At 70.0% G+C, this 15,700-nt stretch carries 14 protein-coding genes; 2 read left to right on the forward strand and 12 right to left on the reverse strand.

Annotation, left to right across the window (positions count from 1 at the left end; translation table 11 throughout):
• From eccCb to AB0I76_RS09260, 3 genes are all read right to left on the reverse strand, one after another.
• The coding region (gene eccCb, locus AB0I76_RS09250) for a type VII secretion protein EccCb (RefSeq protein ID WP_357032194.1) at nt 1–3,812 on the reverse strand (3,812 nt) is incomplete at its 3' end.
• A gap of 3 nt (nt 3,813–3,815) precedes the next feature.
• Nucleotides 3,816–4,256 carry a hypothetical protein gene (locus AB0I76_RS09255; protein ID WP_357032197.1) on the reverse strand — a complete coding sequence of 147 codons (441 nt, stop codon included), beginning with the start codon at nt 4,254–4,256 and terminating at the stop codon, nt 3,816–3,818.
• Nucleotides 4,257–4,305: 49 nt separating this feature from the next.
• Complete coding sequence (locus tag AB0I76_RS09260) at nt 4,306–4,776, reverse strand: hypothetical protein (RefSeq protein WP_357032200.1); 471 nt, start codon at nt 4,774–4,776, stop codon at nt 4,306–4,308.
• A gap of 174 nt (nt 4,777–4,950) precedes the next feature.
• Here AB0I76_RS09260 and AB0I76_RS09265 point away from each other — a divergent pair, with 174 nt between their 5' ends.
• Together AB0I76_RS09265 and AB0I76_RS09270 are read left to right on the forward strand one after the other, a co-directional pair.
• Nucleotides 4,951–8,418: a ThuA domain-containing protein gene (locus tag AB0I76_RS09265; protein WP_357032203.1), complete on the forward strand. Its 3,468-nt coding sequence runs from the start codon at nt 4,951–4,953 to the stop codon at nt 8,416–8,418.
• A gap of 145 nt (nt 8,419–8,563) precedes the next feature.
• On the forward strand, nt 8,564–9,325 hold the full coding sequence (locus AB0I76_RS09270) for a phosphotransferase (RefSeq protein WP_357032206.1): 762 nt from the start codon (nt 8,564–8,566) through the stop codon (nt 9,323–9,325).
• Nucleotides 9,326–9,406: 81 nt separating this feature from the next.
• Here the strand turns inward: AB0I76_RS09270 and AB0I76_RS09275 are convergent, their stop codons facing one another.
• The 9 genes from AB0I76_RS09275 to AB0I76_RS09315 form a co-directional block, all read right to left on the reverse strand.
• Entirely contained in the window at nt 9,407–10,381 is a 975-nt protein-coding gene (locus AB0I76_RS09275) for a serine hydrolase (RefSeq protein ID WP_357032209.1), read from the reverse strand.
• Nucleotides 10,382–10,520: 139 nt separating this feature from the next.
• Nucleotides 10,521–11,159, reverse strand: coding sequence for a methyltransferase domain-containing protein (locus AB0I76_RS09280; protein ID WP_357032212.1), 639 nt, complete (start codon nt 11,157–11,159; stop codon nt 10,521–10,523).
• A 272-nt stretch (nt 11,160–11,431) separates the two neighbouring features.
• The gene (locus AB0I76_RS09285) at nt 11,432–11,881 is read right to left on the reverse strand and encodes an SRPBCC domain-containing protein (protein WP_357032215.1); all 450 of its coding nucleotides are present in this window, start codon (nt 11,879–11,881) and stop codon (nt 11,432–11,434) included.
• 18 nt (nt 11,882–11,899) lie between these two features.
• On the reverse strand, nt 11,900–12,343 hold the full coding sequence (locus AB0I76_RS09290) for an SRPBCC domain-containing protein (protein ID WP_357032218.1): 444 nt from the start codon (nt 12,341–12,343) through the stop codon (nt 11,900–11,902).
• Between the two features lie 15 nt (nt 12,344–12,358).
• The gene (locus tag AB0I76_RS09295; protein WP_357032221.1) at nt 12,359–12,766 is read right to left on the reverse strand and encodes a winged helix-turn-helix domain-containing protein; all 408 of its coding nucleotides are present in this window, start codon (nt 12,764–12,766) and stop codon (nt 12,359–12,361) included.
• A complete protein-coding gene (locus AB0I76_RS09300) occupies nt 12,763–13,227 on the reverse strand; it encodes an SRPBCC family protein (protein ID WP_357032230.1) in 465 nt (154 codons plus the stop codon). Before AB0I76_RS09300 ends, AB0I76_RS09295 begins: the two co-directional genes overlap by 4 nt.
• A 96-nt stretch (nt 13,228–13,323) precedes the next feature.
• Nucleotides 13,324–14,568: an RNA polymerase sigma factor gene (locus tag AB0I76_RS09305; protein WP_357032224.1), complete on the reverse strand. Its 1,245-nt coding sequence runs from the start codon at nt 14,566–14,568 to the stop codon at nt 13,324–13,326.
• Nucleotides 14,565–14,876, reverse strand: coding sequence for a YciI family protein (locus tag AB0I76_RS09310; RefSeq protein WP_357032233.1), 312 nt, complete (start codon nt 14,874–14,876; stop codon nt 14,565–14,567). The genes AB0I76_RS09305 and AB0I76_RS09310 overlap by 4 nt, the downstream gene beginning before the upstream one ends.
• Nucleotides 14,877–14,956: 80 nt before the next feature.
• On the reverse strand, nt 14,957–15,337 hold the full coding sequence (locus tag AB0I76_RS09315) for a YciI family protein (protein WP_357032227.1): 381 nt from the start codon (nt 15,335–15,337) through the stop codon (nt 14,957–14,959).
• Nucleotides 15,338–15,700: the final 363 nt, after the last annotated feature.

Genomic DNA, 15,700 nt, shown 5'->3' on the forward strand with positions numbered 1-15,700 from the left:
GCCGGCGTGTACCGCTCGGTGATCCCCCGCGCGATCAGCCGCAGCACGTTGGTCTTGCCGCACTCGGCGTCGCCGAAGACGGTCAGGTGCGGCTCCTTGGCCAGGTCGAGGTAGACCGGTTCCAGAGCCGTCTCGCTCACTCCGATCGCCAGACCGGGTTTCGAAGCGTCGCTGATCCGAGCCAGGTCGGCAGTCGTCAGGTTGCGGGGCAACAACCGGACAGGCGGTGCTGGCCGGTCCGGCCATGCCTTCGCGACGTCCCGCGCCAGAGCCTCGGTGGCCGGCGCGAGATCGTCGACCCGGCGGTGTGCGTCGATCCGGGACAGGCAGGTCAGGAAGTGCAGCTTGTCCGGAGTGAGCCCACGGCCCGGTGACCTCTCCGGTACCAGTGCCGCAGCTCGCCGGTCGATCTCCGAGTCGGCAGGGTCGCCCAGCCGCAGCTCCAGCTTCGTGCCCAGCAGGTCCCGCATGGTCACCCGGATCTCCGACCAGCGGTTGGCGGTCAGCACCACGTGCACGCCGAAGCCCAATCCTCGATGGGCGAGGCTGGCAACGGTCTGCTCGAGTTCCTCGTAGTCCTCCCGGAGGGTGCCCCAGCCGTCGACGACGAGGAAGACGTCTCCGAACGGGTCGTCAGCGAACTCCCCCGCGGCTCGCAGCTGGCGGTAGCGCTCGACGGAGTCGAGTCGGCGCCGCGCGAACTGGACCTCGCGTTCGGCGAGCATGTTGACGACCTCGGCAACGGTTCGGCGGACGACCTCGACGTTGCGGCGGTCCGCCATCCCGGAAACGTGCGGCAGCCGTTCCAGCGATCGCAGTCCACCACCGAAATCCAGGCAGAAGAACTGCACCTCGCGTGGGGTGTGTGTGAGTGCCAGAGACGCGATCAACGACCGGACGAGGGTGCTCTTTCCGGACAGGGGTCCACCGACGACCGCGACGTTCCCACCCGCCCCGGCCATATTCACGGTCAGAACGTCGCGGCGCTGGTCGAAAGGCCTGTCGACGACGCCGACCGGAACGGTGAGCGGATCCTTGTCCCAGTCGAGGGCACGCAATCCGCGCAGGGGCTCGGGCCGCACCGCGCCGAGGAGATCGGTGAGGGTCGGCGGGTCCGACAACGGCGGCAACCAGATCTGGTGCGGTGGCGGACCCTCCTGGAGCCGCTGCACGAGGACATCGAGCACGCTGGCCGGTACGGACGAGCCGGGCTGTTCCGACGCGGCATCGTGGGGTCGAACCGGCGCCGAGACGTAGGCGGCTCGGAAGCGCGTGATCGTCCCAGTGCCCGCCTTCAGGTAGCCGTGTCCCGGTGCGTGGGGAAGCTCGTAGGCGTCAGGTACACCGAGCACGATTCGGCTCTCCACAGCCGAGAACGTCCGCAGGCTGATCCGGTAGGAGAGGTGTGTGTCGAGGCCGCGCAGCTTGCCCTCCTCGAGCCGCTGGCTGGAGAGGAGAAGGTGCACCCCGAGCGACCGGCCCAACCGACCGATCATCACGAACAGGTCGATGAAGTCAGGCTTGGCAGCCAGGAGTTCACTGAACTCGTCGCAGACGATGACCAGGGTGGGCATCGGCGCCAGGTCTGCTCCGGCTCGCCGGGCTCGCTCGTACTCCTGCCGCGAGGCGTGGTTGCCGGCGGACCGCAGCAACTCCTGTCGGCGGACCATCTCACCGCCGAGCGCGTCGCGCATCCGGTCGACCAGCGCGAGTTCGTTCGCGAGGTTCGTGATCAGCGCGCTGGTGTGCGGTAGCCGGTCCAGCTGGCCGAACGTCGCCCCGCCTTTGAAATCGATCAGGACGAAGTTGAGGTCAGCCGAGGAGTGTCGGGCAGCCAGGGCGGCCACGATCGTCCGCAGCAGCTCGCTCTTGCCCGAGCCGGTCGCACCGATCAGCAGGCCGTGCGGACCCATGCCCTCCCGTGCCGCCTCCTTGATGTCCAGCAGGACGGGCTGGCCGTGTTGCTCGAACCCGATGGGCACCCGCAGGTAGTCCTGATCCGAGGGCGGCGTGGCCCCGGTGAAGCTCCACAGCTCGTCCTCATCGGCGACGCCGAGCACCGTGAGCGCGTCGGACTGCGGCGTCCTCTCCCCCGTCCCGGAACTCCCGGCATCGGCGACCACCTGCGGCAGGCCCCACGCCTCGGCGATCATGGTGACCATCGCCGTGGCGCCGTTCGGCACCTGGTCCTCATGCTCCACGGCCGGATCCGTGTCCAGCGCTGTCACCGTGAGCTCCGGTAGGGCGATGCGGAACGTTCGGCGGCCCTGGAGTGCCCAACCCGGCGCGGTGATCGGCAGCCGGGCAGCGTGATCCGGGTCGATCAGGGATTCCTGCGGGCGGGACAGGCGGGTCTCGATCCGGAGTTGGGGAAGCTCGAGCAGCTCCTGCGGAATCGTTCGCCAGCTCCGCTCCAGCACGGTGAGGTGAAAGCCGTATCCCAGCCCCTTGTTGGCCAGGTCGATCACCCGGGGCACGAAGTCGGTGAGCAGCGACGCGAAGTCCTGCCACCGGTCCACGACGAGGAAGATGTCGGGATGCGGGCCGTCCCCGAGGTCCGAGCGTCGGGTGCGCAGGCTGGCGGGGGACTCGAGCTCGTGTACGCGGAACAGGTGTTTGCGCTTGAGCACCTCCCCCTCCAGTTGACCAAGCAGCCGTCCGACCTCGAGGACCTCGTCGTCACCCACCACCGCCCGCACGTGCGGCAGTCGACGCATCGGCCCCAGCCAGTTCCCGCCGGATTCCAGGCAGTGCACCGCGACCTCGTCGGCGGAGTGTGTGAGGGCGAGCGCGCCGATGAGGGTGCGCACCAGTGTGGTCTTGCCCGACCCGGCGCGCCCGACGACGAGCAGGTGCCCCTCCGACGACGCCAGGTCGAGCGAGACCGGCTCCCCGGCGGGCTGGTCGACCCGCTGTGTCCGGCCGATCGGCACCCGCAGCGGCCCACGCCGCCGCCAGTCGGTCGCGCACAACTTCATACCCGGCTCTGCCTTCAACGGCCCGAGCAGGTCCCCCAGTCGCGGGTCCCGCTGGTCCCGCTGGCCATGACGTCGGTGGTGAACGTCCCGGGACAGCGCGAGATGCACCTCGCTGCTGGCGCGTCCGAACTGACAGGGCGACTGGTTGGTCGTGCGCTTGGGCAGCTCCAGCTGGACATACCGCCACAGGTCCTCGGGAGTGATCCGGCCACGTCCCGTCATGTCTGCCGCACCGGTGCTCAACCCTTGAATGACCGTCTCGGTGAACGCGGATCGGAGACGGGCGGTGGCGGCGGTCTCCGGCCGACCGTCGTCCGCCTGTTCCACGGAGTTGGTCGCGGTGATGACGTAGCGGCCGTCGCCGGTCCGGAGCTCTCCCTCAAGGTGGAGATCGGTGGGGGACTTCACGCCCGCGTCCTCGAACGCCCCGCTGTAGCAACAGTCGAGCAGGATGACGGAGCTGGCGGCCTCCGACTCCTCGAGCAGTTCGCGGACGAACGACGCGGAGACACCGGTCGAGGACAGGTGACTGACCTCGGTGTTGGTGACCGCGAGGTGGAGCCGACCCCGCTTGCTGCTCCGGATCCCGTGCCCGGAGAAGTAGAGCAGGATCAGGTCCTCCGGCCCGGCACTCCGCAGCATCGACTCCATCTGCCGCTCCACCGAGCTCTTGGACTCGTTGTGCAGTAGCACGGCGCGGTCGAACGCGCCGATGTCCGGGTCGGCCAGCAGCTCCGACAGGGCACGGGCTTCCTCCCACGGGGCGTAGAGATCGCTCAGGGAGTCGTCGACGTAACGGTCGTTGGCGATGAGCAGAGCCAGGCGCTGTCCCACGAATCAGACTCCAGGTCGACCTGTCTCGTCTTCGGGTGAACGGGGTCCCGCGACCGACGCGACGGGTCCGGGCGGGGTCGGCGCGGCCTCGGCAGCACCCAGCAGCTGTGCGAGCTGGCCGACCAGGGCGGGATCGTCGACACGGGACTGCCCTGTGATCACTACCTCGGCGTCGCCTCGACGCAGCCGAATGGAACGGGCCTTGGCCCGGTCGGCGTTGGCGATGACGATCTGCACGATCGCCCGCATGGTGGTGGCCGAGAAGAGACCGCCGACCACGAGCATTCCCAATGCCCACGCCTCCGGCGACTTGCCGTGGGCCGCCGAGGTCGTCGTCGCGTGTCGGACCGTGACCCCGCGAACGGTGCGCAGGTCCGTCGTGAGGCCACGAGTGACAGCGTCAAGCCGCTCCGCTCTCATCGGCTCGGCCGGCTCGACCGTCACGGTGAACTCGCCCATGATCGCCCCTCCCTCTCGGTAGGTCCACATTCAACTACAGCCTGCCAAGTGCGGGACGCGAGCCGGGCACGGGGAGGTACTCGCGCAGCGCGGCGATCTCGGCGACGGTCAGGTAGGACGGGTTGGCCGCCATCGGTTGCCGGAACACCTCAGCCCCGGCCAGCCGCGCGTCCGCCCGCAGCAGCTCCCGGCGTACGCGCAGGGGCTCGTCGAGGACGGTCAGGTCCAGCGGCACCGTCCACGCCGCGCCCGGCTCCCCCTCGACGGGCCCTCCGGCCACCCGGCCGACGCCCCACACCCCGTACGGCAGGTGGCCCCGGCTGCCACTGGCCCAGAACACGACCGGCTGTCCGGCCCGCATCAGGCGGGACCGGTAGCCGGGGCGTACGCACCAGGAGTCGATCCGCGGGTCGCGCGCGAAGCGGCCCGCGAGGTCGACGCGGTCCGCGTTGCCCTTGATGAGCCAGGCCCCGAGGTCCCCGAGGCGTACCTGCCGGTCGGTCATCGGGCCATCCTCGCGCACCTCGGATGAGGTGCTGCCGCGTCGTGGCGCCGTCCACTCAGGAAAACGCTTACCCATGGGTATTGACGACGACAACTCGGTGTCGCTAGGTTGGGGCGGCCGGCGAGAAAGCGCTTTCCACCCCGCCTGATCGACTCCATCGACAGGGAGCGCCACATGACCCGACGCCACCTCCGCGCGTTCTGCCTCGCCCTGCTCTCCGTGGTCACCGTCCTGGCCACCACGTCCGTGCCCGCCCAGGCCGCGCCCCGCTTCCGCGTCCTGGTCTTCTCCAAGGTCACGAACTTCTACCACTCGTCCATCCCGGCCGGGAAGACCGCGATCCAGCAGCTCGGCACCACCCACAACTTCGAGGTGGTCGTCACCGACGACGCGGCGGCCTTCACCGACGCCAACCTCGCGGGATTCGACGCCCTGGTCTTCAACAACACCAACTCGCTGCCCACCTCGGGCGACCTGCTCAACGCCAGCCAGCGGGCCGCGTTCCAGAAGTTCATCCGGGACGGCGGCGGCTGGGTCGGCCTGCACGCGGCCTCGGCCAGCGAACGCGACTGGCCCTGGTACGAGGGCCTGGTCGGCACCATCTTCGACTACCACCCGAACTTCGGCTCCACCGGCGGGGTGTATCCGGGCCGGATCAAGGTCCTGGACCGGGCGCACCCCTCCACGAAGAACCTGCCGGAGCTCTGGGAGCGCAGCGAGGAGTGGTACAACTGGAAGACCAACCCCACCGGCAACGTGCACACCCTCGCCCAGATCAAGGTCCGTGACGGCATCAGCGGCTTGGACGAGGGCGTCGACCACGCGTACTCCTGGTGTCACCGCTACGACGGCGGCCGGTCCTGGTACACGGCCGGCGGGCACTCCACCTCCTCGTTCAGCGAGCCGGCGTTCCTGGAGCACCTGCGGTACGGCATCGAGTGGGCGGCCGGCGCGGCCGCCGGTGACTGCGGTGCCACCGAGACCAGCAACTTCGAGCGCGTCGGCCTGGTCACCGAGAACCTCGCCGACCCGTTCGAGCTGGCCGTCGCGCCGGACCGGAAGGTCTACTTCATCCAGCGCACCGGCGCTCTGAAGGTGGTCAACCAGGACACGCTCCAGACCACCACGCTGCTCGACTTCGCCTACACCTCCGCCATGACCGACCAGTCCGACGGGCTGATCGGCATGACGCTGGACCGCAACTTCGCCACCAACGGATGGATCTACCTGCTCTGGTCGGACAAGACCCTCAAGCAGCTCAACCTCTCCCGCTTCACGGTGGCGAACAACGCGGTGGCGATGGCGTCGGAGAAACGCCTGCTGACGATTCCGACCTTCCGTGGTGAGGGCCGGGCGAACTCGCACATGGGCGGCTCGCTGACCATGGACCCGTCCGGCCGGCTGTACGCGGCGATCGGTGACAACACCGACCCGTTCGCCTCCAGCGGCTACACCCCGATCGACGAGCGCCCCGGCCGGGCCGCCTGGGACGCGCAGGCCACCGCCGGCAACACCAACGACCTGCGCGGCAAGATCCTCCGGATCACCCCGCAGGCCGACGGCACCTACACCATCCCCACCGGCAACCTGTTCCCGGTCGGCACGGCGAAGACCCGACCGGAGATCTACGCGATGGGCATGCGCAACCCGTTCCGGATCACCGTCGACCCGCTGACCAGCGCGGTGCTGGTCGCCGACTACGGACCGGACGCCCGCGCCGCCGACCCCAACCGGGGTCCGGAGGGGACGGTCGAGTTCAACCGGATCACCGCCGCCGGCAACTATGGCTGGCCGTACTGCGTCGGCAACAACATCCCGTTCAACGACTACGACTTCGCCACCAGCACCTCCGGGGCGAAGTTCAACTGCGCGGCGCCGGTCAACAACTCCCCCAACAACACCGGCCTGACCAACCTGCCGGCGTCGAAGTCGGCGCTGGTCTGGTACGCGTACTCCGCCTCAACCCAGTTCCCGGAGGTGGGCACCGGCGGTGGCGGCCCGATGAGCGGCCCGGTCTACGACTACAACCCGGCCAACACCCGGGCCACCAAGTTCCCCGAGTACTACGAGGGCAAGTGGTTCGTCTACGAACTCACCCGCAAGTGGTTCAAGACGCTGTCGGTCCACAAGACCGCGCAGACCTTCACCGACGCCCGCTTCGGCGCCACGAACGTCGGCGACCTCCAGTCCATCAACGGGGTCCTCGGGAACATGTCCTGGATCCAGCCCTTCGAGGCCGAGTTCGGGCCGGACGGCTCGCTCTACGTCATCGACTTCGGTGAGGGAACCGGCAGCGGCCGGGGCGGCAGCAACAACGGCGCCGGCATCTACCGCATCGACTACGTCGCCAACGGCCGCCCGCCGACGGCGAAGATCGCGGCGAACACGGACAGTGGCCCGGCGCCGCTCGCGGTGACCTTCTCCTCGGCCGGGTCGGCCGCCGGGGACGGCTCGTCGCTCAGCTACGCCTGGGACTTCACCAACAACGGCACGACCGACTCCACGGCGGCCAACCCGAGCTTCACCTACAGCACGCCGGGGAAGTACACCGCGAGGCTGACGGTCCGCAACAGCGGCAACGGGCTGACCGCCACGGCGGTGACCGACGTCGTCGTCGGCAACACCCGGCCCACCGTCACCATCACCATCCCCGACGGCGGGTTCTTCGACTTCGGCGACAAGATCCCGTACACGGTGACGGTCACCGACGCCGAGGACACCACCATCGACTGCTCCAAGGTGGTCGTGCAGACCCAGCTCGGACACGACGCGCACGCCCACCCGCTGGACATCTACACCGGCTGCTCGGGGGTGCTGGCCACCGAGGCCGACGCCGGTGACGGGCACGGTCCGGGGCAGAACCTCTACACGGTGGTGACCGCCCAGTACACCGACGGCGGCGGCTCCGGCGGCGCCCCGGCACTGATCGGGTCCACGCGGTCACAGCTGCAGCCGAAGAGCAAGGAGGCCGAGCACCTCAGCTCCTCCTCCGGGGTGACGGTGTTCGACCGGTCCACCGCCCGGGCCGGCAAGCGGGTCGGCGACATCGACCACAACGAGTGGGTGGCGTACGGGCCGGTGAACCTGCGCAACATCGGCTCGGTGACGGTCGGCGCGTCCTCCGCCGGCACCGGCGGTGACGTCGAGTTCCGGGTCGGCTCGCCCACCGGCACGTTGCTCGGCAAGGCCACCATCAGCCCGACGGGCAGCTACGACAGCGTGGTCTCCCCCACGGTCACGCTGACCAACAAGCCGACCGGCACCTTCACGCTCTACGTGAAGTTCGTCAACGCGGCCCAGCCCACCAGTGGCACACCGGACCTGATGGCCCTCGACTGGCTGCGCTTCAACGGCGCCGGCGTCAAGCAGGAGCCGAGCGGGACGCTGTCGGCGTCGGCCACCCCCACCACGGGGAACGCACCGCTGTCGGTGAACCTGACCGCCACGGCCACCGCCGGGTCGGGGCAGACCATCACCGACTACGCGTGGGACTTCGGCGACAACAGCGCCGTCGTCCACGGGACCACGCTCAGCTCGACCAGCCACTCGTACACCCGCAAGGGGACCTTCACCGCCCGGGTGACCGTCACCTACAGCACCGGTGAATCCCGGTCGGCCAACCTGACGGTCACCGTCAGCTGACCGAGGGCACCACACGACGGGCGGGGACCCTGGGGTCCCCGCCCGTCGTGGCGTGTTCCGTGGTCGGCCTTCCCCGGATGGGTCGACCGTGCGATGACTGCCCGAGCTGGCTCCTTCCGGGCATCCGCATCTGCCCGGAGCAGTAATGCTCGGAACCCGTAAGGTCTGGCTGATGGGGTGGGAGTCGCTCGGGCAATGGGGTGAAGACGTCGCCCGCATCGAACCGCTCGCTGGCGGAGTCGCCAACGACGTGTGGAGCGTGCGCGTCAACGGGCACCTCGCTGTCGGTCGTCTCGGCACCAGGAGCGACGCTGATCTCGCATGGGAGACAGAACTTCTCCAACACCTCGACCGCGAAGGTCTGACCGTGCCGGTCCCGATCCCGACTACGGACGGCCGGCTGTTCGCCGACGGCCTGGTGGTGATGACCTACCTGGATGGCGGACCGCCCCAGACGCAGGCCGACTGGCGTCGCGTGGCCGGCACGCTCCGCGAGCTGCATCGGCTGACGCAGGGCTGGCCGCAGCGCCCAGGTTGGCGCTCGTCGACCGACCTCCTGCACGCCGAGACCGGGACGAAGATCGACCTCGGCGCGATGCCCCCTGAGGGGGTTGCCCGATGCCGAGCAGCGTGGGCGCGGCTCAGCGGACGTCAGACATGCGCCGTCCACGGCAACCCCAACAACCCTGGCAACGTCCGCATGACCGCGAGTCAGGTCGCGCTGATCGACTGGGACGAGTCGCACGTCGACGTCCCCGACCTCGACCTCGTGCTGCCCGGCAACGCCGCCGGCCTCGACGACGGCGCGCTCGACATCGCCGGGCAAGCGTCGGCGGCATGGGAAGCCGCCGTCTGCTGGGACGACGAATACGCTGTCAGGCGGCTCGCCGACGTTCGAGCGGTCTGAAGACGCGTTCGAGGACTGGGTTGCCGGCGGTCGGGTGCGCACTTCTGCCGCTCCGGGTGGATGGCGCTCGTCAGGTGGGGGTCACGCCACGGCGGGGAGGATGACCCGCTCCATCACCGTCAGCGGAGTCCGCCAATGGTCGGGGTCGTCGTAGTTGCCCGCGGTGATGGCCACGGCGAGGTCCAGGTCGGGCAGGACGAACAGGCGCTGGCCGCCGTTGCCCATGCCGGCCACCAGCCGATGACCCCCCATGGATTCGATGTACCACTGGTAGCCGTACTGCGAGCCCCAACTGGTCTGCAGGCGTGGCTGGAGCATCGTACGGATCCAGTCGGCGGGGACGATCCGCCGACCTTCCCAGGATCCTTCGGCCAGCACCAGCTCACCGAGTCTGGCCAGGTCGCGGGGCGCGAGTCGCAGCCCGGACGCAGCGGAGGCCACTCCGTCCGCGCCGGTCATCCAGTCGAAGGTGTCGATGCCCAGCGGCGCGAACAGGACGGCCTTGCCATACTGCGGCAGCGACTGGCCGGTGCCCTCGGCGATCAGTCGGCCGAGCAGGGCCGTGGCACCCCCGCAGTAGGTCCATCGGGTGCCGGGCTGCTCGAGGATCGGCCGCTCCAGGATGTACCGGTACCGGTCCGGCGCCAGTTCCATCGCGATCTCGGCGTTGGCCGGGCTGGTGTACGGCAGATCTTCGCGCCATTCCACCCCCAACGACATCGTCAGCGCGTGCTCGATGGTGAGCCGAGCACGCTGGGGATCGGCCGCCAGGTCGAGGTACTGCGGGAACCGCCGCAGGAGCGGCTCCGCCGGCGGCGGAACCAGCCCGTCACCGAGCGCAATGCCGTACACCAGCGCGGTCACGCTCTTGGTGACCGATCGGATGTCGTGGAGAGTTTCTGGTCCGAAGTCCACGACGCCCAGCGAATCTCCCCAGGCGAAGTCCGCGCCCGCCCCGTAGTACTCCAGCAGGCATTGGCCACCGCGAACCGCTGCCACGGCGTGCAGACCGTCGACCTCGCCGGCTCGGAGCAGGTCCTCCAGACGGTCACGCATCTGCGTCGTCACACGGACCTCCAGGAGAGCGGTATCGGCCAGTGGATCACCGCGCTCGTTATACCGGAGTTCCGCCGATGATCCGCCCCGCCGAGATGCCCCCGGCCCCGAACCGCCACAAATACTGCCATGGCGTTGATCAGCGGTGGGCGAAGACGAACCCGCCCTCGGCGTTCGGGGCCGGCCGGTGCGTCATCTCGGCCTCGACGGTGAAGCCGGCCGCGTCCAGCCATGCCGCGACCCGGTCCGTCGGCCGGCGGTGCACGTGGACGCGCATCGGGTGACCGCCGTAGCCCTCCGTCTTCAGTCGACTGCCGTCGCCGGCGTGGAACCCGAGCAGCACGACGCCGCCGGGTCGCAGCACCCGGTGGAACTCGGCGAGCACCGCGGGTACCTCGTCGTCGGGGACGTGGATCAGGGAGAACCAGGCGAGCAGGCCGGTCAGACCGCCGTCGACCAGATCGAGGTGAGTCATGGAGCCCACCTCGAAACGCAGGCCGGGGTGGTCCCGCCGGGCCACCCCGATCATCGCGGGCGACAGGTCGACACCGAACGCGTCCAGGCCGAGACCGTGCAGGTACGCGGTGAGCCGGCCCGGACCGCAGCCCACGTCGGCGACCGCCCCGTTGCCCTGGGCCCGCACCAGTTCGGCGAAGAGCGCAAGGATGCCCCGCTGGAACGGCTCCTCGGCGAGAGCGTCGCGCAGCAGGTCGGCATAGCTGACCGCCACCGTGTCGTAGGAGGTCCGGGTGTCGTCGAGCCAACCGGGAACGGCCATGCGGTGCACGATAGCGACAGCGAGCCGGCCGAGCGCGTCTGCCGCAGGTCGCGCTCGTGGCGCGCCGAAGATCTCCCACTCCCGCGCCCGAACGTGGCCGATGAGAGGGGCCCCCGGCGAGGGAGATGCCGGCCAGGAGTGCGGCGAGGACCTCACTGAAGGTGAGACAGCTGTCACCGCCTGCCATCGGCAGGCGGTGACAGCTGCGCGTGGCGGCCGAACTCGCTGAGCCTGCGTGAGCGGCCGTCACGCTCAACTGGGCGGTGTGTCGGTCAGGCCCAGGGCGGCGGGGTCGGTCCCTCGCCGGTCGTGATGAGGCGGCGCAGACTGCCGTTGATGTAGAAGCTCCAGGCGCTGGAGCAGTTCTCGAAGCACTCGAACCGGGGCACGAGGCCGTCGTGGGCGAATCGGACCACGGTCTGGTCGCCCTGTTCCGCGATGTCGAAGGTGATGTCCGTGCCGGTCCACTCGCCGGGGTCGCTGGCGAAGGTGAGCTTCGAGTCGATCACGCGCCACACCACCCGTTCCCCCGGTACGAGTTCCGTCACCCGCTGTCGCGAGTAGTGGAGGTCGGGGTAGGCGTACGTGAACTCGTCGCCCACCTGGCCGGCCGGACCGGCCACCTCCCCGGTCCACCAGCGGGCGACGTCGGTGATGGCCGCGTAGACCTCGTCGGGGTTCTGGTCGACCGTGAACGAGGTGGCGTAGCTCTGGCTGTCCATGGCTGTCCTTTGTGGATGCTAGTGCCAGTTGCTGATCTGCACGTCGCGCGGATCCGGCGTACCGGTGCCGGTCTCCACCAACTGCTTGAGACTCATGAGGTAGACCGCCCACTTGGTGCTGCAGTGGCTCATGAACTCGACCGGCTCACGCCAGCCCTCGTGCCGGAACAGGACGATCGCGTAGTCGCCGTCCTGGTGCAGGTCCCACTGGATGTGGGTGCCGATCCACTCGTCCGGGCCCTCGACGACCTCCCAGCGCACCGAACGGTCCGGATCCAGCGCGACGACCTTCATGTCGAATCCGCCCGGGGCGAACCGGAACTGGATGACGCCGCCGACGCCGGTGTCCCCCGTCGTCTTCTCGGTCCACCACCCGGACAGGCCCTCCAGCGTGGTGATCGCCGCATAGACCTTCTCGGTCGTCGACCCCGCCACCCCGATGCGATGCACGATGTCTACCAATGCCTCTTTCCTTTCTCACTTGTCGGTCGGATCCGGCGCCTGTTCGCGGGCCTTCTCCTCGATCGCCTCGGCGAGATCCTTGATCCGCCGCAGCCTCCGGTCCCAGGTGGCGCCCACGTGGGCAAGCTGGGACACGGCCCGCGCCAACTGAACGGGATCGATCCGGTACTGCTTCTCCCGCCCGGCCGTCAGGCCGTGCACCAGGCCGGCCCGGTCGAGCACCATGAGGTGCTTGGCCACCGCCTGGCGGGTCACCGGGAGTTGCGCGCTCAGATTGGTCGCGGTCCCGCCACCCTGGGCGAGCAGCAGGTCGAGCATCCGCCGCCGGGTAGGGTCGCCCACCGCCGTCCACAACGTGTCGTCGACTCCGCCGTCGCCGGACCGGCGTCCGCCCTCCGGCGTCCGGCCGTGCCCCGTGGTCATCGCCGGTCCGCCAGGTAGGTCCCGACGTACGGGGCCAGCCGCGCCAGGTGGTGGTCCCAGCCCTTCTCGTGGTCGCGGTAGGTCTCCTCGAGTACCGCGATCTCCCAGCCCCGCTCCCGGAAGCCGGTCTCGGTCATCCGCAGGAGCGTGCCGTCGCCGTCCGCCTCAAGCTCGAACGTCACGAGGAAGGAGTTGTCGGCCCGAGCCGGCTCCCCCGACGGATGGGTCCAGCGGAACGAGAAGAGCCGGTACGGGATCGCGTCGACCACCTGGATGGCCACCGGGAACTTCTCCCCCTCGTCGGACACGAAGGCGATCTCGCCGACCCCACCCGGCACGGACTCGAAACTCGCCTCGTCGGGCCACCACTGCCGGACGTGCTCCGGATTGCTCACCACGTCGAAGACGATCTCCGGTGCCGCGCCGATCCGGATCTCCCGCTCGATCGAGCCGTACTCCATGGTCATCACCTTCCGCAACTTTCGGTTGCACATGACCCTAGTCTGGTTCGACCACAACGCGCAACCCGTCGTTGCGAATTGTCGGACGTCGGTCGGTCAGCTGCCGAGCTGGTCGCGGCGGCGGGTGAGGTAGGCCCGCTCCGCGGGGTTGCCGGCGAGACCGATGGCCCGGTCGTACGCCGCCCGCGACTCGCCGCCGCGCCCGAGTCGCCGCAGCAGGTCGGCGCGCGCGGCGTGGAAGGCGTGGTAGCCGTCGAGGACCTCGGCGAGCCGGTCGATCTCGGCGAGCCCGACCCCGGGGCCGTCGACCTCGGCAACCGCGACCGCCCGGTTGAGCCGCACGATCGGCGAGGGGTCGAGCTGCACCAGGCGGCCGTAGAGGGCGACGACGGTGGACCAGTCGGTGTCTCGGGTGGAGGGGGCATCCGTGTGGACCGCGTTGATCGCGGCCTGGAGCTGGTAGCGCCCGGGTGGGTCGCCGCCGGCCGCCACCGCCTCGATCCGCTCGCGAAGCAGTGCGTTGCCCTCGGCGACGAGGGTACGGTCCCAGGCACCCCGGTCCTGCTCGGCGAGGGTCACCAGCTCCCCGGTGCGGGACACCCGCGCCGGCCGCCGGGCGTCGGTGAGGAGCATCAGGGCAAGCAGGCCGGCCACCTCGCCGTCGTCCGGGATGAGGGTTCGGAGCAGGCGGCCGAGGCGGATCGCCTCGTCGGTGAGGTCGACGCGCAGCGGGTCGTCCCCCTCGCTGGCGAGATAGCCCTCGTTGAAGACGAGGTAGACGACCGCGAGGACGCCGGCGAGCCGCTCGCGGATGTCGTCGGCCGAGGGCACCCGGTACGGGATGTGCGCCGCCTTGATCTTCGCCTTGGCGCGGGTGATCCGTCGCGCCATCGTGGTCTCCTGTACCAGGAAGGCACGCGCGATCTCGGGGACGGTGAGGCCGCCGAGCAGGCGCAGGGTGAGCGCCACCCGGGCCTCCAACGCGAGCGCCGGGTGGCAGCAGGTGAAGACCAGCCTGAGCCGGTCGTCCTCGACCGGGCCGGTCGCCTCGGCGGGGGTGTCGTCGTACACCATCAGGGCCTCATGGTGCTTGGCGTCGCGCTGCGACTCGCGACGGAGCCGGTCGATCGCCTTGCGGGTCGCGGTGGTGGCGAGCCAACCGCCGGGATTCGGCGGGACGCCCTCGTGCGGCCACCGCTCCGCAGCCGTCACGAACGCCTCGGCCGTCGCCTCCTCGGCGACGTCGAGGTCGCCGAAACGGCGCGCGAGAGCGGCGACCACCCGCGCCCACTCCTCGTGGTGGACGCGGGTGATCGCCTGCTCGACGGTGGGACCGGTCACGGCGCCAGCAGCGCTCGGACGGAGCCCTCGGTTCGGAAGGGACGCACCTCGACCCTGCCGCGGCACGCCTTCGAACCCTCGGCGGCGAGCGCCAGGGCCACGTCGAGGTCGGCCGCCTCGATGACCCAGAAGCCGCCGAGGTGCTCCTTCGTCTCCAGGTAGGGCCCATCGGTGAACGCCGGCTTGTCGCCCTGCCCGTCGACGGTGGTGGCTGTCGTCGCGGGCTCCAGGCCGTCGGCGAAGACCAGGTGACCGTCTCTGCGGAGCCGCTCGTTGAAGGCCCCGGTGTCGGCGAACGACTGCAGCATGGCCTCCTGGGAGGGGTAGGGGCCGAACTCGGTGTGCTCGGCCGGTCCGTAGACCGACAGCAGGTACCGGGGCACCGCGCTCACCTCTCCCCGGAGCCGCTACGCCGGGCCTCCCCGGGACCCCGGAACCGGTGCACCTCCTGCGGCCAGTCGAGCACGGTCGCGAGCCTGCCGGCCCAGTATCGCGCCGCCGCGTCGTCGGGCACGTCCACGACGGCGAAGCCGCCGAGGTGCTCCTTGGTCTCGACGTACGGGCCGTCGGTGAAGACCGGCTTGCCGTCGACCGACTCGACACTGCACACCACCGTGGACCGGTCGAGCCCGCCGTTGCTGAAGATCAGGACCCCCTCGACCCGCATCTCCTCGATCACCGCGCGGGCGGCCCTGCCCTTCTCCCGAATCTCCTCCGCCGTGTGTTCGCGCACCCACTCATCGTTGAAGGCGATCAGGTACTCCGTCATGGTCGTCTCCTTTCAGTCCCCGGACGAGGCTCTTTTCCGACTCCTCGTGTCCAGCGGCCCGACCGGCCGCCGCACACCAGTTCCACGAACGGCTGCGCCCCGATACGACACCATGCCGGAAACACCTTCTCAAGAAAGCCCGGAGGTCGAGCACCAGCGTGACGAACACCTGCGGAAGCAGGGGATGACCGGAACGGGGTCACCCGCGCCGGTACGTGTGCCGGACCAGGGTGAACAGCACCGCCAGGGCCAGGCCGAGCAGCGGCGCGAGCGGCACGCCGGCGGCCGTGGCGACCACCGCGACGACCCCCGGGGGCACCCAGCACCACACGGGCACCCGGCGCGGCGCACGGCCCCGGCGGC

This window comes from Micromonospora sp. NPDC049799 (assembly GCF_040656655.1).
Lineage (GTDB): Bacteria > Actinomycetota > Actinomycetes > Mycobacteriales > Micromonosporaceae > Micromonospora.

Coding starts and splice junctions, on each gene's coding strand:
- AB0I76_RS09260 (WP_357032200.1), bottom strand. CDS start 4,776: ATGACCGACCGGCAGGTACGCCTCGGGGACCTCGGGGCCTGGCTCATC.
- AB0I76_RS09265 (WP_357032203.1), top strand. CDS start 4,951: ATGACCCGACGCCACCTCCGCGCGTTCTGCCTCGCCCTGCTCTCCGTG.
- AB0I76_RS09270 (WP_357032206.1), top strand. CDS start 8,564: ATGCTCGGAACCCGTAAGGTCTGGCTGATGGGGTGGGAGTCGCTCGGG.
- AB0I76_RS09275 (WP_357032209.1), bottom strand. CDS start 10,381: ATGCGTGACCGTCTGGAGGACCTGCTCCGAGCCGGCGAGGTCGACGGT.
- AB0I76_RS09280 (WP_357032212.1), bottom strand. CDS start 11,159: ATGGCCGTTCCCGGTTGGCTCGACGACACCCGGACCTCCTACGACACG.
- AB0I76_RS09285 (WP_357032215.1), bottom strand. CDS start 11,881: ATGGACAGCCAGAGCTACGCCACCTCGTTCACGGTCGACCAGAACCCC.
- AB0I76_RS09295 (WP_357032221.1), bottom strand. CDS start 12,766: ATGACCACGGGGCACGGCCGGACGCCGGAGGGCGGACGCCGGTCCGGC.
- AB0I76_RS09300 (WP_357032230.1), bottom strand. CDS start 13,227: ATGGAGTACGGCTCGATCGAGCGGGAGATCCGGATCGGCGCGGCACCG.
- AB0I76_RS09310 (WP_357032233.1), bottom strand. CDS start 14,876: ATGCTGCAGTCGTTCGCCGACACCGGGGCCTTCAACGAGCGGCTCCGC.
- AB0I76_RS09315 (WP_357032227.1), bottom strand. CDS start 15,337: ATGACGGAGTACCTGATCGCCTTCAACGATGAGTGGGTGCGCGAACAC.